The organism is Devosia sp., assembly GCF_024707125.1.
Classification (GTDB): Bacteria; Pseudomonadota; Alphaproteobacteria; order Rhizobiales; family Devosiaceae; genus Devosia.
Genome location: NZ_JANQAH010000011.1, coordinates 889,890 through 909,590, shown reverse-complemented (window position 1 = coordinate 909,590; position 19,701 = coordinate 889,890). Strand labels below are relative to the sequence as shown.

At 62.3% G+C, this 19,701-nt stretch carries 21 protein-coding genes and 2 tRNA genes; 7 read left to right on the top strand and 16 right to left on the bottom strand.

Annotated elements, in window-relative coordinates:
* Positions 1 to 13 precede the first annotated feature (13 nt).
* Genes fliN through fliF form a run of 4 tightly spaced genes read right to left on the bottom strand, consistent with a single transcriptional unit; the run spans position 14 to position 3,787 of the window.
* A complete protein-coding gene (gene fliN, locus NVV77_RS19160; protein WP_295416240.1) occupies positions 14 to 304 on the bottom strand; it encodes a flagellar motor switch protein FliN in 291 nt (96 codons plus the stop codon).
* 56 nt (positions 305 to 360) lie between these two features.
* Positions 361 to 1,044 (bottom strand): hypothetical protein, encoded by a 684-nt coding sequence (locus NVV77_RS19155; RefSeq protein ID WP_295415597.1) that lies wholly within the window; start codon positions 1,042 to 1,044, stop codon positions 361 to 363.
* Positions 1,045 to 1,048: 4 nt separating this feature from the next.
* Positions 1,049 to 2,128 carry a flagellar motor switch protein FliG gene (gene fliG, locus NVV77_RS19150; protein ID WP_295415596.1) on the bottom strand — a complete coding sequence of 360 codons (1,080 nt, stop codon included), beginning with the start codon at positions 2,126 to 2,128 and terminating at the stop codon, positions 1,049 to 1,051.
* A 6-nt stretch (positions 2,129 to 2,134) separates the two neighbouring features.
* Positions 2,135 to 3,787, bottom strand: a complete 1,653-nt coding sequence (fliF, locus tag NVV77_RS19145) for a flagellar basal-body MS-ring/collar protein FliF (protein WP_295415594.1) — start codon at positions 3,785 to 3,787, stop codon at positions 2,135 to 2,137.
* 151 nt (positions 3,788 to 3,938) lie between these two features.
* On the opposite strand from fliF, the gene NVV77_RS19140 reads away from it, so the two are divergent.
* Complete coding sequence (locus NVV77_RS19140; protein WP_295415592.1) at positions 3,939 to 4,559, top strand: glutathione S-transferase family protein; 621 nt, start codon at positions 3,939 to 3,941, stop codon at positions 4,557 to 4,559.
* Between the two features lie 84 nt (positions 4,560 to 4,643).
* On the opposite strand, the gene NVV77_RS19135 is transcribed toward NVV77_RS19140, so the two are convergent.
* The 3 genes from NVV77_RS19135 to NVV77_RS19125 all read right to left on the bottom strand — a co-directional run bounded on the left by NVV77_RS19135 (position 4,644) and on the right by NVV77_RS19125 (position 7,236).
* A complete protein-coding gene (locus tag NVV77_RS19135; protein WP_035085775.1) occupies positions 4,644 to 4,922 on the bottom strand; it encodes a DUF1153 domain-containing protein in 279 nt (92 codons plus the stop codon).
* Positions 4,923 to 5,109: 187 nt separating this feature from the next.
* On the bottom strand, positions 5,110 to 5,805 hold the full coding sequence (locus tag NVV77_RS19130; protein WP_295415586.1) for a flagellar hook assembly protein FlgD: 696 nt from the start codon (positions 5,803 to 5,805) through the stop codon (positions 5,110 to 5,112).
* 12 nt (positions 5,806 to 5,817) lie between these two features.
* Positions 5,818 to 7,236: a flagellar hook-length control protein FliK gene (locus NVV77_RS19125; RefSeq protein ID WP_295415584.1), complete on the bottom strand. Its 1,419-nt coding sequence runs from the start codon at positions 7,234 to 7,236 to the stop codon at positions 5,818 to 5,820.
* Between the two features lie 282 nt (positions 7,237 to 7,518).
* On the opposite strand from NVV77_RS19125, the gene mnmA reads away from it, so the two are divergent.
* A complete protein-coding gene (gene mnmA, locus NVV77_RS19120; protein WP_295415582.1) occupies positions 7,519 to 8,670 on the top strand; it encodes a tRNA 2-thiouridine(34) synthase MnmA in 1,152 nt (383 codons plus the stop codon).
* A gap of 94 nt (positions 8,671 to 8,764) precedes the next feature.
* On the opposite strand, the gene NVV77_RS19115 is transcribed toward mnmA, so the two are convergent.
* Complete coding sequence (locus NVV77_RS19115; RefSeq protein WP_295415580.1) at positions 8,765 to 8,938, bottom strand: hypothetical protein; 174 nt, start codon at positions 8,936 to 8,938, stop codon at positions 8,765 to 8,767.
* Positions 8,939 to 9,078: 140 nt separating this feature from the next.
* Here NVV77_RS19115 and NVV77_RS19110 point away from each other — a divergent pair, with 140 nt between their 5' ends.
* Both NVV77_RS19110 and NVV77_RS19105 read left to right on the top strand, forming a co-directional pair.
* Positions 9,079 to 9,600 carry an RNA polymerase sigma factor gene (locus NVV77_RS19110; RefSeq protein ID WP_295416238.1) on the top strand — a complete coding sequence of 174 codons (522 nt, stop codon included), beginning with the start codon at positions 9,079 to 9,081 and terminating at the stop codon, positions 9,598 to 9,600.
* Complete coding sequence (locus tag NVV77_RS19105; RefSeq protein WP_295415578.1) at positions 9,597 to 11,648, top strand: VWA domain-containing protein; 2,052 nt, start codon at positions 9,597 to 9,599, stop codon at positions 11,646 to 11,648. The genes NVV77_RS19110 and NVV77_RS19105 overlap by 4 nt, the downstream gene beginning before the upstream one ends.
* A gap of 48 nt (positions 11,649 to 11,696) precedes the next feature.
* Here NVV77_RS19105 and NVV77_RS19100 read toward each other — a convergent pair whose 3' ends face one another.
* Positions 11,697 to 12,647 carry a ring-cleaving dioxygenase gene (locus NVV77_RS19100; RefSeq protein WP_295415576.1) on the bottom strand — a complete coding sequence of 317 codons (951 nt, stop codon included), beginning with the start codon at positions 12,645 to 12,647 and terminating at the stop codon, positions 11,697 to 11,699.
* A 203-nt stretch (positions 12,648 to 12,850) separates the two neighbouring features.
* On the opposite strand from NVV77_RS19100, the gene NVV77_RS19095 reads away from it, so the two are divergent.
* Complete coding sequence (locus tag NVV77_RS19095) at positions 12,851 to 12,976, top strand: hypothetical protein (RefSeq protein ID WP_295415574.1); 126 nt, start codon at positions 12,851 to 12,853, stop codon at positions 12,974 to 12,976.
* A 188-nt stretch (positions 12,977 to 13,164) separates the two neighbouring features.
* On the opposite strand, the gene NVV77_RS19090 is transcribed toward NVV77_RS19095, so the two are convergent.
* Entirely contained in the window at positions 13,165 to 13,485 is a 321-nt protein-coding gene (locus tag NVV77_RS19090; RefSeq protein WP_295415572.1) for a putative quinol monooxygenase, read from the bottom strand.
* A gap of 228 nt (positions 13,486 to 13,713) precedes the next feature.
* On the opposite strand from NVV77_RS19090, the gene NVV77_RS19085 reads away from it, so the two are divergent.
* Together NVV77_RS19085 and NVV77_RS19080 are read left to right on the top strand one after the other, a co-directional pair.
* A tRNA-Met gene (locus tag NVV77_RS19085) sits at positions 13,714 to 13,790 on the top strand.
* A gap of 185 nt (positions 13,791 to 13,975) precedes the next feature.
* Positions 13,976 to 14,050, top strand: a tRNA-Gln gene (locus NVV77_RS19080).
* Positions 14,051 to 14,163: 113 nt separating this feature from the next.
* Here the strand turns inward: NVV77_RS19080 and NVV77_RS19075 are convergent.
* From NVV77_RS19075 to NVV77_RS19050, 6 genes are all read right to left on the bottom strand, one after another.
* Positions 14,164 to 14,958, bottom strand: a complete 795-nt coding sequence (locus NVV77_RS19075) for a sugar isomerase domain-containing protein (protein WP_035086038.1) — start codon at positions 14,956 to 14,958, stop codon at positions 14,164 to 14,166.
* 19 nt (positions 14,959 to 14,977) lie between these two features.
* The gene (locus tag NVV77_RS19070) at positions 14,978 to 15,727 is read right to left on the bottom strand and encodes a GntR family transcriptional regulator (RefSeq protein WP_295415569.1); all 750 of its coding nucleotides are present in this window, start codon (positions 15,725 to 15,727) and stop codon (positions 14,978 to 14,980) included.
* The gene (locus tag NVV77_RS19065; RefSeq protein WP_295415568.1) at positions 15,727 to 16,599 is read right to left on the bottom strand and encodes an ROK family protein; all 873 of its coding nucleotides are present in this window, start codon (positions 16,597 to 16,599) and stop codon (positions 15,727 to 15,729) included. The genes NVV77_RS19070 and NVV77_RS19065 overlap by 1 nt, the downstream gene beginning before the upstream one ends.
* Positions 16,596 to 17,444 (bottom strand): carbohydrate ABC transporter permease, encoded by an 849-nt coding sequence (locus NVV77_RS19060; protein WP_295416235.1) that lies wholly within the window; start codon positions 17,442 to 17,444, stop codon positions 16,596 to 16,598. The genes NVV77_RS19065 and NVV77_RS19060 overlap by 4 nt, the downstream gene beginning before the upstream one ends.
* A gap of 5 nt (positions 17,445 to 17,449) precedes the next feature.
* Positions 17,450 to 18,343: a carbohydrate ABC transporter permease gene (locus NVV77_RS19055; RefSeq protein ID WP_295415566.1), complete on the bottom strand. Its 894-nt coding sequence runs from the start codon at positions 18,341 to 18,343 to the stop codon at positions 17,450 to 17,452.
* Between the two features lie 67 nt (positions 18,344 to 18,410).
* Positions 18,411 to 19,418: an extracellular solute-binding protein gene (locus NVV77_RS19050; protein ID WP_295415564.1), complete on the bottom strand. Its 1,008-nt coding sequence runs from the start codon at positions 19,416 to 19,418 to the stop codon at positions 18,411 to 18,413.
* Positions 19,419 to 19,701: the final 283 nt, after the last annotated feature.

The following is a 19,701-nucleotide window of genomic DNA, read 5'->3' as shown; positions in this document are numbered from 1 at the left end:
ACTCCCGTTCTTATTATTGGGGCTTGATGATCTCGGTCATGGTGACGCCGAGGCGGTTTTCCACCAGCACGATTTCGCCACGCGCTACGAGGCGGTCATTGACGTAGATTTCGACGGCTTCACCGACCTGGCGGTCGAGTTCGACCACGGTGCCGGTATTGAGCTTCAAGAGGCTCGCGACCGGCATCTTGGTGCGGCCGAGCACGACCGATACCCGCACGGGCACGTCGAACACGGCCTCGAGGTCGTCAGCGGTACGCTCGACATAGGCCTCGGCGCGGTTATCGGACCCGGGGCTGGGCATGTCGCCCGCGCCAAAGTCTTCCATTTCAGCGGCGTCGGTCTGAGGATCGGTCGGGTTCATTCACCGCTCTCCTTGGCTAAGTGTGATCCGGCCTTGTTCGCCTTGGCGGCGAGGTAGGCGGCAATTGTCTCATCGATCTCGGCGTCGAGCCCGTCGGCGTCTCTGATAAGGCCGCCATCGACCCATTCGAGCCGACCGTCGCCAAGGCGGATGTCGGGTTCGCCCATGACCACCAGGCGGCCGGCATAGCCGGAGGTGGCGATCTGGGCAGTCGCGATGTCGCGGATCTGGTCAGCCAGGTCTTCGTGGCAGCGGATCACCAGATGCGGCACGCCGGAAAGGCTGGGCATGCATTCGGCGATCAACGCTTCGAGTTCCGCAGTCGGCTCGCGGCCGACGAGATGGAAAGCGAGTTTCCGGCCGACGCTGACGGCAAGACCCACAGCTTCCTTGTGGCTTTCGGCGCGTGCCTCATCGAGCGCTGCGGTCATGCTTGCGGCATGGGCTGCCAGGGTTCCTGCCGCGGCAGCGATGGTCTGGCTCGACATCGAGGTGGCGTTGCTTTCGCCTGCCACAAGACCCTCGGCATAGCCTTCTTCGCGCGCTTCGCGCACCAGACGCTCGACGACCTCCTCGGCGATGCCGACAGGCTCGGGCGGCAGTTCGGGCATGATGCTCTGGGGCAGGACCGGGTGGTCGGCCAGATCGAGATCGAAGGTGAAACGGGCAAGGGCGGCCATGGCGTCAACCGATCATCTGGTCGTCGCCCTTGGACTTGACGATGAGGATTTCCCCCTTCGCCGCCAAGTCCTTGGCAACCGACACCATGCGGGCCTGCGCTTCGTCCACGTCCTTGAGACGGACGGGGCCCATGGCCATCATGTCGTCCTGCATCAGCTTGGCTGCGCGGCTCGACATGTTCTTGAGGAAGAAGTCCTTGATCTCGTCGTTGGCGCCCTTGAGGCAGAGCGCCAGTTCGCGCTTGTCCACGCGGCTGAGCAGGGTCTGGATTGCCGACATGTCGAGCTTGGCCAGATCCTCGAAGGTGAACATGAGCGACTTGATGCGCTCGGCATCTTCGCGGCTCTTTTCTTCAAGGCTCGTGATGAAGCGCGCTTCGGTCTGGCGATCGAAGGTGTTGAAGATTTCGGCCATCAGTTCATGGCTGTCGCGGCGCTTGGAAGTGTTGAGCGTCGAGATGAATTCGGTGCGCAGGGTCTGCTCGACCTTTTCGAGAATATCCTTCTGCACCACGTCGAGGCCCAGCATGCGCTGCACCACTTCCATGGCCAGCTCCTCGGGCAGCGAGGCGAGCACGTCGGAGGCATGTTCCGGCGCGATCTTGGAGAGGATCACGGCGACGGTCTGCGGATATTCGTTCTTGAGGTAAGCCGCGAGAACGTCGGCCTGCACGTTGGAGAGCTTCTCCCACATGTTGCGGCCGGCCGGGCCGCGGATTTCTTCCATGATCGCATCGACGCGGTCCTGGGGCAGGAAGCTCAAGAGCAGACGTTCGGTCGAGTCCGAATTGCCCGCCACATTACCGTTCGAGGCAATGTTGGTGACAAATTCTGCCATCAGTTCGTCGAGCATGGCCGGGGTGATCGGGCCGAGCTTGACCATGGCGCGTGACAGCGTCTTGATCTCATGCTCGTCGAGCTCTTCAAAGATCGGCTTGCCGTGATCGGGGCCGAGCGCCAGCATCAGGGCAGCGGCCTTCTCGTCGCCCTTGAGGGCGCGGTAGTTCGAAGCACCACCGATTTTGAGCTGGGGGCCGCCGGAGCGGACTTCCGGGGTCTCGATGGCTTGAGCAACTAGGGCCATGTCAGATCACGCTGCGTTGGAGAGCCAGCCGCGCACGATCAGCGCTGCCTGCTTGGGGTTTTCTTCGACGAGCGAACCGACCGACTTGAGCTGCTGAAGCTGCTGCTCGCCGAGGGCCTTGGCGTCTTCGATCCAGTCGTGGTTGGCAAGCGCCGCCCGGGCCGCGTCGCTCATCGGTTCGCCAGTGATCGAGGTGATGACATTGCCTTCGGCGTCGAGCGTCGTGCCCTGGCCCAGTTCCACGGCGGCCGGCAGGGCTAGCGGCTCGGGTTCGGGGCTGATGACCTTCTTGAGCAGCGGGCGCAGCACGAAGAACAGGAGAGCCAGCGCGATCAGCAGGGTCACGGCCATTTCCGCGCCATTCATCAGGTCGTCGCGGGTAAAGTCGAGAAGGCCACCCTGCTGGTCGGTACCGGGCGGAGCCAGTTCCGGACGTTCGGCGAACTGCATATTGACGACTTCAACATTGTCGCCGCGTTCGGCCGAGTAACCGACGGCCGAGCGGACCAGGGTCAGGATCTGGGCGATCTCGTCGGCCGAGCGCGGGGCATAGGTCATGTTGCCGGCGCCGTCATCGGTATAGGTGCCGTCGACGACCACGGCCACGGACAGGCGCTTGAGGGCACCCGCTTCGGTGACGGCCGTCTGGGTCTTCTTGGAAATCTCGTAGTTGACGACTTCCTCGGTCGAATTGCCCTGTTCGGTGTTGCCGTTGGTCGCGCCGTCGCCGCTGGCTCCAGGCAGTTCGTTGGCCACGGTCACCTGACCGGCAGCCGCGCCGGACTGGTTCTGGGCTTCACGGGTCTGGGTCGAGCGGACAACCTGGCCTTCAGGGTCGAAGGTTTCTTCGGTCACGGTCGAGCGGTTGAAATCCATCTCGGCCGAGATTTCGACGCGGGCCCGGCCGGCGCCGACCACATTGGCCAGCATGTCTTCGACGCGGGTACGGATGCGATTTTCGAAGGCCAGCGAGCGCTCTTCGGCCTGGCCCGACATGGCGCCGAGGCCGTCATCCTCGGTACCCGAAGCCAGCAGGTTGCCTGCATCATCGACGATCGACACGCGCTGGGGGCTCAGGCCTTCGATGGCGGAGGCCACGAGGTGCTGGATGGCGCGGATTTCGCCGTTGGAGAGGGCGCCGCGCACGGACAGCACGATCGAGGCCGACGGGTCCTTGCGTTCGCGGCGGAAGAGTTCGCGTTCGGGCAGGACAAGGTGAACGCGGGCGCCCTTGATGCGCGAGAGCGAAGAAATGGTGCGGGCCAGTTCGCCTTCGAGGGCGCGGACGTTGTTGATGTTCTGGACAAAGCTCGTCGCGCCGAGCGTCGACTGCTGGTCGAAAATTTCGTAGCCGACCTGCCCCTTGCTCGGCAGGCCTTCACCCGCAAGGTTCATGCGGAGCGTCGTGATCTGGTCGCGTGGCACGAGAATGGTGTCGCCGTCGCCGCGCAGTTCGAAGGGCACGTTGGCCGTTTCGAGTTCGGTGATGATCGCCGAGGAGTCTTCGAGGCTCAGGCCACTATAGAGCGGGGACATGTTCGGCGTCTGGGCCCGCATCATCAGGAAGACGAAGAAGCCCATGATCAGAACCGCCACGGTCGCCATGGCGGCGATGCGCGGCATGCCGATGCGGTTGATGAGAGTAGTTAGACTTTCCACGCTGCCACTCGAGTTTGGTCAAGTGCAATCGTCGGAGCCCCCGTCGACCGCTGGGCAAAAATTACCCATCAGATGGTAAACAATCTCTTAACCACTCGATGCAAATCGAAAAATCAGGCAAAAAGTGCCTAGTTCGAATATGAGGTAGAAGATGGTTCGGGTACTCGGTCGCGTGACCTCGATCAATGTGCGTAAGGTCCTGTGGACGCTCGACGAATTGGGGATTTCCTATGAGCGGGAGGACTGGGGCCTGCCGCTGCGCGACCCCAAAGTGCCGGAATATCTGGCGCTCAACCCCAATGGCAGCGTGCCGGTCTTTGTCGAAGACGATGGGTTCGTCCTCTGGGAGAGCAATGCGGTCGCGGCATACCTCGCGCATACGCGCGGCGCGCTGCTGCCGAGCGAGAACCACGCGCTCGCCCGGGCGCTGCAGTGGCTGAGCTGGCAGGCAACCGAACTCAATCCGCCCTGGATGTATGCGCTTCATGCACTGGTGCGCAAAACGCCCGGTTACGACGACCCGGCAAAAATTGCCGAATCAATCGCGCGCTGGACGGGAAAGATGGACATTCTCGAAGCCGAACTGGCGCGGGGCAGGCCCTTCATCGCCGGCGAGGATTTTTCCATTGCCGACATCGTTCTCGGGCTGTCCATCCACCGCTGGTTTGTCGTTCCCTTCGACCACAAGCCCATGCCGCATGCGCAGGCCTATTACGAGCGCCTGAAGCAGCGCCCCGCCGGCGCACGCTGGATGCCGGACGATATGGTCTAGTCTTCGCAAAGCCGACCCCAAAACGCGCAAAACCCCCAGGGCCTTGGGCCGTGGGGGCTACGCTATAGTCTTGAACCGAAGATTTCAGCCCTCTCGGTAGTGCTGAATCCAGGTGGTCCGCAAACCGGCAAGGCCATGCTTGTCGATGGCAGCCTGCCAGTTAAGAAATTCATCGACGCTAAGCGTATAGCGCTCGCAAGCCTCTTCGAGGCTCAGGAGACCACCACGCACGGCGGCAACGACTTCCGCCTTGCGGCGAATTACCCAACGACGGGTATTGGCGGGAGGCAGATCCGCAATGGTGAGCGGGCTACCGTCCGGACCGATAACGTACTTTACGCGAGGACGCATCTGTACGGTCATTTTACTCTCTACTCAACCTGACCATATGACCAAGAGAGTAGGACGGTGACCTTAAGATACCGCTAAAAGGAAACTTACAACCGGTTAAGAATACGACGGAAAATCAATCAATTGATCCGTCATGGGGACTTCATGTGGTGACGGGCGGAGGCAGTTGCCGCGCCGTCACCCGCCGCGCATTTCCCTACTATGCGTCGGTATCGCCGTCGCCGGTCGATGGCGCTTCGGGAATGCGGACTTCCGAAACATCGCTCAGCGGTACCTTTGCGGCGCCGACGGTGACCATGGGCTGGCCGCTCGAGAAGTCGACGGCGCTGACAATGCCGATGGCGGAAGTCGTGACCTTGACCGCCTTGCCCGACAGGTTCGTGCCTTCGATAGTCATTGTATAGAGGCCATCAGGCTGCGGCTGGCCGTCGGTAGAGATGCCATCCCAGGTGAAGACGCCGTCGCCCATGTTGAGCGAGCCGTTTTGCGTATAGACCACGTCGCCCGAAGCGTTCTTGATCGTGATATTGGCATTGGCGACGTTCGCCTCGGCCTTATAACCCCACATGGCATGGGTGCCGCTCAGCTGCGTGGTCTTGCCGGTGATCGTCACCTGCTTGCCGATATAGCCCACCGCGTCCATGCGGCCGGCCGTCTGGGTCGAAGCGAGCAGGCTTTCAAGGAAAGTATTGGTCTTGAGCTGCTGCTCGACGCCGGTGAACTGCACGAGTTGCTGGGTGAACTGATTGGTATCCAGCGGGTCGAGCGGGTTCTGGTTCTTGAGCTGCGTGGTCAGGATCGACAGGAAAGTGTCGAAATTCTGCGCGATCGTCTGGCGGGAGCCGGCGAGCGAGCTGTTATTTGCTGAGGACGAACCGGAAACGCCGTCGACCATGGTGAAACGTCCTTATGCCAGGATATTGAGGCCGCTCGCCTGGAGCGCGCCGCGATAAAGGGTGATGGCGGGGGCGGAGACTTCTGTCTCCTCTTGGCTATCCTGGCCCTGGCCCGACCCGCTTCGCTCATCGCCCGAACGCTGGTTCTGATCACCGGCAAACGGGTTTTGCTTGAGCGAGAATTCGAGATTGGTTTTGCTCTGATCGAGACCGGCCTGCTGCAGCGCTTTTTCCAGCGCGCGCTGGTCGCGCTGCATCAGGTCGAGCGTTTCGGCCTTTTCGACTGTCAGCCGCGCATGCACCTGGCCATTGCTGTCGATGTCGAGCTTGACGTCGATACGCCCCAGTTCTGCCGGATCGAGCCGGATCTGGAAGCGGGTATTGCCATCCGTCACCTGGCGCGACAGCTCGAAGGCGATCTGCGGCAGGTTCAATTGCTGCTGGCTCGTCTGGTAGCCGGTCTGCACCACGCGCGGCGTCGTTGCAGCATCGAGCTGCTGGGGGGCATCGGCCTGCGCCGCGGCGGGCGCGGTCGGGGTCAGATTGAGATTATTGTCCTGGCCGCCATTGGGGCGGGCCGCCTGGGCCTGGTTGTTCGGGCCCTTGTTCTGGTTGGTTTCCGCCGGCTCGGCCGATTTGGTCTCGGCCTTGCGCTCGAGGCTTTCCGGCTCGACCTTGAGCTCGGGTTCGCTCACTTCCAGCTTCGGCTCGGTGGCTGCGGTCTTTGCCGCCAGTACCGGCTCGGGCATCTTGAGCTGGGCCGAAGCCAGCTCCGGTTCCGCCGGAATGGCCTTGGCGAAGTCGCCGAGCCCGTCCATCAGCTTGGCAAGGCTTGCCTCGGCATTGGCGTCAAGCGTCAGCCCGGCCGCGCGGAGGCGCTCGCCCAGCCAGCCATTGAGCTTGGCCGTCAGTTCGGCCTCCCCGCCGCCCTCGGCAGCAACATTCTTGGCGAGCGCGGCCAACTGCTGCATGAGCGTTGCGACGTCCATGCCCAACAATTGCGAAAGTTCGCCGATCGCGTCCTTGATATCTTCAAGTGCAGCCGGGTCGACAAGATCGCCTTCGCCCGCTTCGCCATCCGTCGCGCCTTCGGTCGTCAGGCCGAGCGCGGCAAGCGCCGCCAGCAGCGAGTCGGCCAGCGATGTGGTGCTGGTTTCGTCGCCGGCTTCCTTGTCGGTGTTTTCGTCGGCCGGCGCAGCCGCTGCAGCGGCTTCCGTGGTCTCGGGCTTATCGGCGGGCGCAGCCTCGGCCGGTGCCGGCTGGGCATCACTGCTTGGCGCTGCCGGCGCATCATTGCGCTTGGGCGGGGTCGCCGGAGCGTCGAGAAGGCGCGCGAACTGGTCGTCATTGTTGGATTTGACGGGCGGCTGCATCGGCTTTGCGGCGGAGCCGATAGCCGAGACCAAAAGATTTGCCAGTTGTGAAGCCACGATTGCGCCTCTTCGAACACGAAAGAACTCCTGACGGACAAAGCAAGAGCCTTGCCAACTCGCCTCCACTCTTTGAAATGCCTTTGTTTTCAGTCTTCTAAGGAGCCACTCGCCCTGCCTGCCTCCACGCCGTCCGTCTGATCGCCAATGCTCTTTGGGTCAGTTTCGCCCTCAACCCGGCAATTCCTGCCGGGCGGGGCAATTGCCAGAATTGCGCAATGGCGGTATGACGCGGCCTCACACTTATCCGTTGGCCCTTGAACCCATCCGGATTGGAAAGACATGTTGAATTCGCTTGATATCGCCAAGCGTCCCGAGGACACGCGCGTTGTTGTCGCCATGTCCGGGGGCGTCGACTCCTCCGTCGTTGCCGGTGTACTCGCCCGAGAGGGCTATGAAGTCATTGGCGTCACCCTGCAGCTTTACGATCACGGTGAAGCCACGCATCGGAAGGGCGCATGCTGCGCCGGCCAGGACATTCACGACGCCCGCCGCGTCGCTGCCAAGCTCGGTATTCCCCATTATGTGCTCGACTATGAAGAGCGCTTCAAAGCCTCGGTGATCGAGCCTTTCGCCAATGCCTATCAGCAGGGCGAAACCCCGGTGCCCTGCATTGCCTGCAACCAGTCGGTAAAATTCGTCGACCTGATGACCGTCGCCCGCGACCTCGGCGCCGACGTCCTTGCCACTGGCCATTATGTGCAGACGCGCCTCCTCGAAGACGGTCGCCGCCAGCTTTTCCGCCCCGTCGACAGCGACAGGGACCAGACCTATTTTCTCTTCGCGACCACCCAGCAGCAGCTCGATTTTCTGCGCTTCCCGCTTGGCGGTCTGAGCAAACCCGCCGTTCGTGAGCTTGCCCGCGAATTCGGCCTGGAAATCGCCGAAAAGCACGACAGCCAGGACATCTGCTTCGTGCCGCAGGGCAAGTATGCCGACATCATCCGCAAGATGCATCCCGAGGCGCTGGCCCAGGGCGAGATCGTGCATCTCGACGGGCGCGTGCTCGGCACGCATGAAGGCATCGTCAATTACACCATCGGCCAGCGCAAGGGCCTCGGCGTCGCCGCCGGCGAACCGCTCTATGTGGTCAAGCTCGACCATCGCGCCGGTCGCGTCATCGTCGGCCCGCGCGAAGCGCTCAAGACGCACACGGTCAGGCTCCGCGACGTCAATTGGCTTGGTGCAATCCCGCTCGCCGAAGCCAGCGCCGGCAATGGCGCTCCGGTTGAAGTAAAAGTCCGCTCCACCCGCGGCCCGCAGCCCGCCGTCATCCAGATGCAGGGTGGCGAGGTCTTTGTGACTCTTGTCACCGGCGAATACGGCATCTCGCCCGGCCAGGCGTGTGTGTTCTACGCCGACGACAGCCAGACGGCCGAAGTGCTGGGCGGTGGCTTTATCGCCGAAGCCGTGCCTCAGGCTTTGGTGGCTTAGTCTGTCTTATTCCTCTCCCCTTGGGGAGAGGTGGCTCGGCGCAGCCGAGTCGGTGAGGGGGTGCTCTCAGCTCGCGCCGCCCTCATCCGGCGTGTTACTGCCCCACCTGCTCCGTAGTCGGCTCCTTCGCCGCATTGGCCGCTTCCCGCAGCGCCTGATACTGCCCCAGCCCGCCCATCATCATCGATATGGCAATCAGCACCACGACCGCGCCCATGGCGAGGATGAAGATGCGCGTGCGGTTCAGCTTGAAGGGGCTTTCGGACATGCTCGTCTCCATACAGAAAAATTTCGGCGACGACCAAAGGAATGCAGCGACACTGGCGTCCTATAGCTAAACTAGCTGCAAAGAGGCTTTCTGTGCAGGCACGATTGGTGGGACTGACTGCCGCATCCATACCCGATCCAATGGCCGCCTTCACCGAGGCGCTGGTTCGGCGCGCCCAGAATGGCGATGCCGAGGCCTTTGCCGAATTGATCGAGGATCAATACGACCGCATCTACCGCACTGCCTGGCGCTGGTGCGGCAATGGTCATGACGCCGAAGATATAGCCCAGGATGTCTGCGTACGCCTCGGGGCGGCGCTGCAATCTTTCGATGGGCGCAGCGCTTTTTCGAGCTGGGTCTATCGCATCACACTCAATATGGTGCGCGACTGGCAGCGCGCCGGCCGCCGCCGCGGCGCCCATGTGGACGCCTATGCCGAGATCGCCCCGACCGAAGAGGCGCCAAACCAGGAAGACGCAACCACCAGCAGCCAGCTTTGGGCGGCTGTCCGCAACCTTCCCGAAAAGCAGCGCGATGCCGTGCTGCTCGTTTATGCCGAAGAGATGAGCCACGCCCAGGCCGCCGAGATCATGGGGATCAAGGAGGCCACCGTTTCTTTCCACGTTCACGAAGCCCGCAAGACATTGAGGGGGCTCCTATGACCGATCACCGCCCCGATCCGTTCGAAAATTTGGGCCAGTCGCCCGTGCCGCCGCCGCGTGCCTCTGCCAAGGCCGCAGCGCTTGCCGCCGCACGCGCCGCTTACGCCGAAGCCGAAACCAAAAAAAACGCGCGCCTGACCCAAGGATCGGATCGCCGCCGCCGTCACATGTCCATCAAAGAAATCCTGAAGGGACTTTCGATCATGGACATCCGCATTCCGCTCGGCACGACCGCCGTGGCCCTGCTGCTCCTGCCGCTCGGTTACCAGCTCTATTCCACGACCGCGATGACCTCGGTCGAGGCGCCACCGCGCCCGCAGATCACGGCGCCCGCCGCCGAGCCGGTGCCCCCGCCCGCCCGCGAAGAGGTGGCCGACATTGCCGTGCAGCAAGGCCCCGCCGACGCCGCAGCCGATAGCGATGCCCTGGCGGCGCCCGAACCCATGTTGCTCGAAAGCGAAGCCGCTCCGGACATGCGCATGGTTGCTCCGCAGAGTATGCCCGCGCCCGCTCCGGCGATCACGCCCTCGCTGTCGGCCGTCCAGACCGAAGCTTATGGCGGCGCGCCTGTCGGTGGCCTCGCCAAGCAGAGCGTCTTTGCCGACGAAGCCGGCCGCATGGCGCCGCTCCCGAGCGGCGATGAATTCACCAGCTTTGACGAACAGCCCCTGAAGGTGGCCGCACAAGAACCGGTCTCGACCTTTTCCATCGATGTCGATACGGCCAGCTATTCCTATGCCCGCCGCATGCTCGAAGACGGCTATGTCCCCGAGCCCGATGCCGTGCGCATCGAGGAGCTGATCAACTATTTCACCTATGACTACCCCGCCGCCCCCAGCGCCGAGGTGCCGTTCCAGCCGACGCTAAAGGTCTTCCCGACGCCGTGGAACGACAAGACCCAGATCCTTTCCATCGGCATCCGTGGCTATGAATCGCCCGCCGAAGCCATTGCGCCGAGCAATCTGGTCTTCCTCATCGACACCTCCGGTTCGATGGACGAGCCCGACAAGCTGCCCTTGCTAAAACGCTCCTTCGCGCTGCTGCTCGACCAGCTTTCGGAAAAGGACACGGTCTCCATCGTCGCCTATGCCGGTTCCGCCGGCGTAGTGCTCGAACCGACCGCCGCCAGCGAAAAGGCAAAGATCCTTTCGGCTCTGGACGAACTCGGGGCAGGGGGCTCGACGGCCGGCGCCGACGGCATCGAACTAGCCTATCGCCTCGCCGAAGAGGGCAAGACGAACGGTACCAATCGCGTCATCCTCGCCACCGATGGTGACTTCAATGTCGGTATCGATGATCCCGATGCGCTCAAGCAGTTCATCGCCAAGAAGCGCCAGTCCGGCATCAGCCTCTCGGTGCTCGGCTTTGGCCGCGGCAATCTCGACGATGCGACCATGCAGGCGCTGGCCCAGAACGGCAATGGCAATGCCAGCTACATTTCCAACTTCGCCGAAGCCAAGAAGGTGCTGGTCGAGGAAGTGGGCGGCACGCTCCACACCATTGCCCAGGACGTCAAAATCCAGGTTGAATTCAACCCGGCCATGGTCTCGGAATATCGCCTCATTGGCTACGAAACCCGCCACCTCGAACGCGAGGATTTCAACAATGACGCGGTGGATGCCGGCGATGTCGGCGCAGGCCACACGGTCACCGCGCTTTATGAAATCACCCCGGTCGGCGCCGGTCAGGTCGATCCCCTGCGCTATGGCACCGACGCGGCGAGCACTGGCGGCAACAATGAAATCGCCTTCCTCAAGATGCGCTACAAGCTGCCTGGCGAAAGCGTCAGCCAGTTGATCGAACAGCCCGTCACCCCCGAGATTGTCTACGATGACATCACTCTCGCCGGCACTGACGCCCAGTTCGCCACCGCCGTCGCCGCCTTCGGCCAGAAGCTGAAAGACAGCGTCTATGGCACAGACATGACCTGGGCCGAGATCGAAGCCCTCGCCAAAGCCGGCCGCGGCGAAGACGAAGGCGGCTACCGTGCCGAGTTCATCCGCCTCGTTCAGGACGCTGCCCTGCTCGAACCCGACGCTACCCGCTGAATCAAAGAAGGCCGCCCGGCGATACCGGGCGGCCTTCTGAGTTCGACTTTAGACCAGAGGCTTCAAACCTGCCTCGATCTGCGCGCGCTGGCTTTCGAGGAACGGCGGCAGCGACAGGCTTTCGCCCAGCGTTTCCATCGGCTCGTCGGCGGCAAAGCCGGGAACGTCGGTAGCGATTTCGAACAGAACCCCATTCGGCTCCCTGAAGTAGAGCGAGGTGAAGTAGAACCGTTCCACCTCTCCCGAGGAGCGAATGCCAAAACTGTTCACCCGTTCGATCCATTCGCGCAGGCTATTCTCGTCCGACGTGCGGAAGGCGACGTGGTGGACGCCACCGGCACCGGGGCGAGCCCGCGGCAGGCTCGGATCGACCGAGACATGCAGTTCCGCGGCCGGGCCGCCCGGACCCATTTCATAGACGAAGGTTTCGGCGCCGCGTTCACGGGCCGGATAGTGCCGCACCTGCCGCATGTTCATCACGCGGGTCAGCATGGCGTCGGTCGGCTCGAGCTTGGGCACAGACAGGGTGATCGGGCCAAGACCGACAATCTGCTTGTCTGCCGGCACCGGCGACTTGGCCCAGGGGATCACCTTGTTGCGGCCGTCGACGACAAACCGGAAGCGCTGGCCTTCAAAATCCTCAAAGTCCATCGAGACATGCCCGAAGCGTTCCTTAATGCCGCTGGTTGAAACCTTGTTGGCCTCGAGATGCTCCTTCCACCACTGCAGCGTTTCCTCGCTATCGACGCGCAGACCCGTGCGGCCAACCGTGTGATTGCCGCGCTGTTCGCGCATGGTGGGGAAATCGAAGAAGGTCAGATCGGCACCGGGCGAAGCGACGCCGTCGCCGTAAAAGAGGTGATAGGCCGACGTGTCGTCCTGGTTCACCGTCTTCTTGATGAGGCGCATGCCCAAGGTTTCGGTGTAGAATTTGAGATTGCGCGGTGCATCTGCAGTCACGGCCGTCAGATGGTGGATGCCGCCAAGTTCCAGGGTCATTTCCAAAACTCCCAATATCGCGGCGTCTTCCGCCGTGTTCGAGTAGGAATGTAAGCGACGCTGCCAGTCGTTCATAGCGATACAATTGCAACGTACTGGTGTCGATTATTGAACGGTCTCTCCGAAATGTCCTGGTACTTCTACGGGGCCCGCAACTCGTTCTCGGCCGTCGCGTTCTATGAGTAAAGAGGAGGAGTGTTTTCATGTACGAGCATGACAAAACCGGTCTTGAATTCATCGAAGGCTTTTCGCTGCTCGCCCTGGCATTGTGGATAGGTGGCGCTGCCATACTTTTCGCCGTGGTGATGCTGGGCGTCGCACGGGTGTGACCTCGATGAAATCCGACCCGAAAAGCCACCAGAACCAACCCATGACCAGGCGGGGACCAGATGGTCGCCCGCACGAAACGGTTGAAATGGAAGAGCGGGCTCGCGACGCCGAAAAGGCCAAGAGCGAAAGGCCGCGCCCGAATCTCTTCCGTCAGCGGCCCGCGCCTGACTAGAAGCCGTTTGATGTCTCAGCTTGCGCCGAGCGGTGTAAGGAAGGTCAGAATGGAGTTGGGTTCGACGATCAGCTCTCCCAGCTTGGCGTTGAACTCGGCTCCATAGCTGGCTGCGATATGAACTTCGAACGCTGCCTTGTCTCGGTAGATTTCGTAGACCACGAATTTCGCGGGGTTTTCCAATCGTCGATAGCAGTCGAAGACGACATTGCCCGCCTCGGCGCGCACCTTTACCGCAAGGCCAGCCAAGAGCTCGGCAACTGCGTCTTCGCGGTTTGGCAGGGCGGTAAATTCGGCAATCAGGGAAACCGGCGTTCCTGGGAGCAAATCGCTCAATATTTTCATCGCGTATGACTCCCAATCCGGCCTTTGGCGGGAAGGTACATCATTGCAGATGGATCGTCCTCGGACCCGGCGCGACGACCCCAAGTTTAATGCAGAACATGTTCCGATCTGCGGTTACACGGAGTAGTTGGAAAAATCATAAGTGAAAGGTCTCGGTGCTTGACAGACCGGGCCCCTCGATCTTAGTAAGGCGCCATCGACGCAGGTCGAGCCCCTTGGGGCGGAGTAGCTCAGTTGGTTAGAGCAACGGAATCATAATCCGTGTGTCCCCAGTTCGAATCTGGGCTTCGCTACCAAACTTTCTCAGCAAAATTAGCAACCTGAACGGCGCCTTGCGCAGCCAAAGCTCTTGCTGTCCGTGTGCTGGTCGGCTGCGCAGAGACGCATTTGGCTTGCCTCCGGCGACTTTCCCAAGCCTATTTTAGTGCCTCGACAAGCCGTGTTGCACGGCCTTGGCAAACGGTGTAGGAACCGCGCCAGTTGGGGTGTCGCCAAGTGGTAAGGCACCGGTTTTTGGTACCGGCATTCCTAGGTTCGAATCCTAGCACCCCAGCCACAGCTCCCCGAAATTTTGATTTTTCTGTATCTGCCTTTTCTGGCCTGCTTTGACGCACGATCGGCACGAGCAGTGGGCTCGTGCCGATCTTTTCTATGCGACTAAGGCGTCGGTCAGCCCTCGTTGGCCATGGTCTTCTTGAACTGTGCCAGATGCTTGGACTGCGCGTCGATCATCTTTTCGCGGTACTGGCCATAGATGATGTCGGTATCGTGCAGGGTCACGCCCGGAATGGTGGGCGAGGCGAAGACCGGCAGTTCAATGCCCTTGTCGGCCAGCTTTTGTGCCGTGCGCGACACCAGTTCGTGCATCATGATCATGGCGAGGACAGTCGAAGAACCCGAAACCGGGCGGCTCCAGCCCTTGATGTCGACGATGGCGTCTTCCACCGGCGCGCCGGTGTCGATGACGATGTCGGATGCATGCGGCAAGCGCTTGCCCGAGCTATGGGTGGCCGGCTTGCTGGCATTGGATTTTGCCGTGATGGCGATGACGGTGAGGCCACGCTCCTTGGCGTAAAGGGCGGTGTCGATGCCTGAGGCATTGCTGCCCGAATGGCCGAAGATGACGATCGTGTCGCCGGGATTGAGCGGCTGATGATCGAGGAATTTTTCGGCATACTTTTCGGTGCGTTCGAGCCAGAGCAGTTCGCGCACGCCGCCGGCGCCCAGAATATTGTGCCACATGACGCGCGGGTCGGTCAGCGGGTTGAAGCCGAGATAGGAGCCGTAGCGCGGATAGGTTTCCTGCACGGGCAGCACGGAGTGGCCCGAGCCATAGAGATGCACGAGGCCGCCATTGGCGAGGGTGTCGCTCATGGCCTTGGAGGCAGCTTCGAATGCGGCTTCGTTCTCGCCGGCAGTCTTTTCGGCGATGGCCGCAAGCTTGGAAATGAAGAGAGTGGACATGGGGTCTGGCCTTTCAAAACTAGACATAAAGGGTTGAGCGGATTTCGTAGCGGTCGGCCCGCATGGTGGAGACCGCAAATTCAAAGGGACTGCGCTGGTCGAAAGTGATGCGCTCGACCTCGAAGGCCGGAGTGCCGACCGGCAGTTCGAGATCATCGGCATCGCCGGCAGCGACGGCGCCGACGCGATAGACTTCCTTGGCCTTGACCGGGACAATGCCGGCATTGTCCTTGAGCCAGCGATAGAGCGAGGTCACGTCCGAAGCGGCTTCAAAGAGGCCGGGTACGCGGGCGGACGGCAGGTGCGTTGTCTGGATGCCGATGGGCTGGCCATTGCCGAGGCGGAGGCGGCGGAGTTGCACGACACTGTCGCCCTCGGCAATTTCGAGGGCTTCGGCAATTTCGCGGGTCGCGGAAATGACCTGCGCCAGGAGGAGGCGCGTACCCGGCGAAACGGCAAGGGTCTGCATTTCATCGGTAAAGCTGGTGAGGCCGCGGACGCCGGCCACCATGGTGGCCGAGCGCACGAACGTGCCGCGGCCATGCTCACGACGGAGCATGCCGGCCTCTTCGAGATTGCGCAGGGCGTGGCGCAGAGTGATGCGGGAAATGCCGAGCATTTCGCAGAGGCGATCCTCATTGGGGATTTGCAGCCCCGGTGCCCATTCGCCCTGGTCGATGAGGTCGCGTAGCGCCATTTCCGCCTGGTGCCACAGCGGTTCCGGACGGCGCCGGTCGGGGCGCACCAGGCCCGCAGGTTCGTCGCTCATTATGTCCTCCTCCAGTTCGGGCCGAGTGCCCCGGCACAGGCAGCGCCGACCAGCCCGGCTTTGGCGCCGTGCTGTGCCGGCAGCAGGGCAACACCCCGCAGATGCGGCGGCAAACGCCGGTCGACGGCCTTGCGCAGCATTGGTTCGATGACGTCAAAGGCCTCGGCGACGCCGCCCGCGATGATGATTGCCGAGGGATCGAGCAGGGCAACGGCTGAGCCAATTGCAGTGCCCAGCGCGTCCATGGGGCGGGCCAGCAGCGCCAGCGCCGCTGGATCGCCGGAGCGGGCGGCGCCGATGAGGTCGTGGCCTTTGCCCAGGCCGATTGTTTGTGCCAGCTGATCGAGCGCCCGGCCGGCCGATTGGCGTTCGAGCCAGCCGCTGACGTCTTCGCCTGGGTCAGCGAGATCGGCGGTGGCCCAGCCGAAGGAACAGGCGCCGCCGGCGTGGCCGGCAATGATCGTGCCCGAGGCGAGCACGGCCGAGCCTATGCCTGTGCCGATGGCGAGGAGCACGGCATCGGAAAGCCCTTTCGCAGCGCCGGCACGGACTTCGGCGAGGAGGCTTAGCTGCGCGTCATTGCCGAGACCGATGGAGATGCCGGGCAGAGCTTGAGCGAGATCGAGCCCGTCGAGATAAGGCAGGTTCGGCACCCACCGGCAGACCGTGCTCTGGGCAAGGCCGGGAATGCCGAGGCCAAGGGCGTAGGCATTGTGCTTCGTCAGAAGGGCGCGAACGAGATCGAGGAAATCGGCGCGCGATTGCGGGGCGGCGACGTCTTCGACCAGCCTCACTCCGGCCGGGTCGGTACTATCGGCAAGACCGATGCGGCAACGCGTGCCGCCGAGATCGATGGCAAGAACCGCGCTCATCCCTTCACCCCCGTAGCGACGATGGAATCGACGAAAAAGCGCTGGAGGAAGACGAAGAGGATGACCGGCGGCAGCACGGCGAGCGTCGCCCCGGCCATGACAAGGCCGGTATTCATGGCGCCGCGATTGTAGCTCAGGAGCCGGCTGAGCGAGATGACGATGGGATATTGATCGGTATTGCCCTGCAACACGGTCAGCGGCCAGAGATAGCTGTTCCAGTGATAGACGAAGGCAAAAAGGGTTAGTGCCGCGATGGCCGGCAGGACCGAGGGGGCAACGATCTTGAAGAGGATCAGGAACTCCGATGCCCCATCCACCCGCGCCGCATCAATGAGATCATCGGGCACGCCCTTGATATATTGGCGCATGAGGAAAATGCCAAAGGCATTGGCGAGATTGGGCACGACCACACCAAGCAGATTGGCATTGAGCCCGAGATAGCCGGTGAGCCGATAGAGCGGGATTAGCGTCACGATGGGCGGGAGGAACATGGTGGCGATCAGGATTGCGAACAGCCAGTCGCGCCCCTTGAAGCGATACTTGGCAAATGCATAGCCGGCCATCAGGCTGGTGACCACGATGGCGACGGTGGTCACGAGGGCAATGAAAGCCGAATTGATGAAGGAGCGGCCAAGGTTGACTACGCCGGCAACCTCGGTAAAGGCGTTGAGATTGGGCGAGCCAGGCCACCAGACGGGCGGCACCTGCATGCTTTCTTCGGGAGTCTTGAGGCTCGACAGCACCATCCAGACAAGCGGGAAGGCGGCCGCCACGGCAATGGCGAGGATGACGAGGGTCAAGGCGCCGCGCCGCCAGGTCCGGGGATGGCGTCGATAGGGTCGCATGGTGCTCATCGTTGTTCTCCCCGGTCACGGAGCAGGGTAAACAGCAGGACGATGACCACGATCAGCGACAGCATGAGCGTGACAGCCATGGCCGAGCCCAACCCGCCCTGCGCGCGCTCGATGCCGACGCGGCGGATATGATAGGTCATGACATTGGTGGAATTGACTGGCCCGCCCTGGGTGATCAGCGCCACGGGCTCAAACACCTGCACGGCATTGATGACGGCGATGACGGCCGAGAACAGCAAGGTATTGCGCAGCAGCGGCAGCGTTATCCTCCAGAACTGCATCCAGGCCGAGGCGCCATCGACAAGCGCGGCTTCATAAAGCGAGCGCGGAATTTGCGTCAGGCCGGCGACGGCGAGCACGGTGAAATAGCCCACCTGCTGCCAGACATTGAGAATGACGATGGAGACCAGTGCGGTTCTTGGCGAGGAGAGCCAGGTCTGCGGCGGAATGCCGACCCAGCCGAGCATCTGGTTGATCGGCCCTTCGGTCGGGGAATAGAGCTTGGACCAGACGAGCGCCACGGCGATCATCGGCACCATATAGGTGGAAAAGAGTACGGTGCGCAGCAGGATGCCGCCGGGAGCAAAGGTCTGGTGCACGAGAAGGCCGAGCATTACGGACAGCGGCAGGATCAGCGCCACCGACAGCGCGGTATAGATCGCGGTATTCCCGAAGGCGGCGCGGAAGTCGCGGCCGATGGATGTCGGTCCCAGGAGGTCGGCAAAGTTGGCCAGACCCACAAAGCTGGCAGTTTCAAAACCCGTCTGCGTCGACCACTGCGTGAATGAGAGGCCAATGGTCAGCACCATGGGCACAAGGACGAAAATGGCAATGAGCCCCGTGGCGGGCGCGAGCATGCCGATGGTCGAGCGGGTCTGGCGGCCTGTCATCCGGAAAATCTGCCTGGGGTAGGAAATGCGGGCGGGGGTAAGCAGCCCCGCCCGCTCAAATGGATGACTACTTGGCGTTGCGTTCGAGGATTTCCGTAGCGTCAGCCTGGGCATTGGCCTGGGCATCGGCGGCGGTCACCTGGCCGAACTGCAGTGCTTCAAGCGTCTGCTGCAGGGATTCGGAGAATTCCTGACCACCCAAAACCACCGGGAAGGGTTTTGCGTCGGACAGGGTTTCCGTATAGCCGAGCAGGAACGGATCGCTCGAAAGACGGTCGCCAAAGGTAGCAACGTCGGACGTGCGCGAGGGCAGGATGCCCATGGACATCAGGATATCGCCCATGGCCGAAGCGCCGTTTTCACCGGAATCCGGCCCATTGAGCCAGGAGAGGAATTTCCAGGCTGCTTCCTGTTCTTCGGGCGCTGCCTGGGCGTTGACCACGGTCATCCAGGAATAGGAAATCGAGCGCGCCGTGTCGCCCGAGGGGCCGACTGGAATGGGCGCGGTAGCAATATCGGCAAAGGCATCGCCCATGCCGGCCTTGAGGGCGGATTCCCACCAATTGGCCATGATGATCATGCCGGTCTTGCCCGAGACGAAATTGTCGAGGAAAGGCCCGGTTGTATTGGCGTCGGCGGTTGCCATGGCGGGGTCGGAAAAGCCCGAGGTGATGAGCTTTTCATAAAGCTCAAAAGTTTCCTTGGCCGCCTGGCTATCGAGCACCGGCTTGCCATCGACGATCAGGTCGCCGCCATTGGACACGAGCAGCGAGGCAAAGGGATGCAGCACGCCGGCAGCCCAGGAATTGATGAGCCCAAAACCCTGCTGGCCCTTCGACGCATCGGTCAGCTTTTCGGCCGCGGCCAAAAATTCGTCCCAGGTTTTCGGTGGCTCGGCAATGCCGGCTTCCTCGAAGAGGCGCTTGTTATAGTTGAGCGCATAGACGTCGATTTCATTGGGAATGCCATAGAGCGAACCGCCGACGGAGGCGGCGCTGACAACGCCAGCGGGCCAATTGGCCATGGTATCGCCGGCAACGGCTTCCGGCGCGGCACTGACGAGGCTGTCGCGCACCAGATCCGGCAGCCAGGCATCATAAATGCCGGCAATGGTCGCACCCCCGCGCCGCCACCCGAGGTGCGGAGCGTCGTCAGCAGGTCGCCAAAGGGCACGGCGCGAACGGTGACGGTGTCGCCTGCATTGGCGGCTTCATATTTGTCGATGGCGGCGTCGAGCAGCGCCACCGTATCCGGACCCCAATGCGTCAGAAACGAAATCTCGGCTGCCTGCGTCCCCACGCTCGTCGCCATCATCAGCGCGCCGATTGTGGCCAGGTGCCATCCCTTGCATGCTTTCA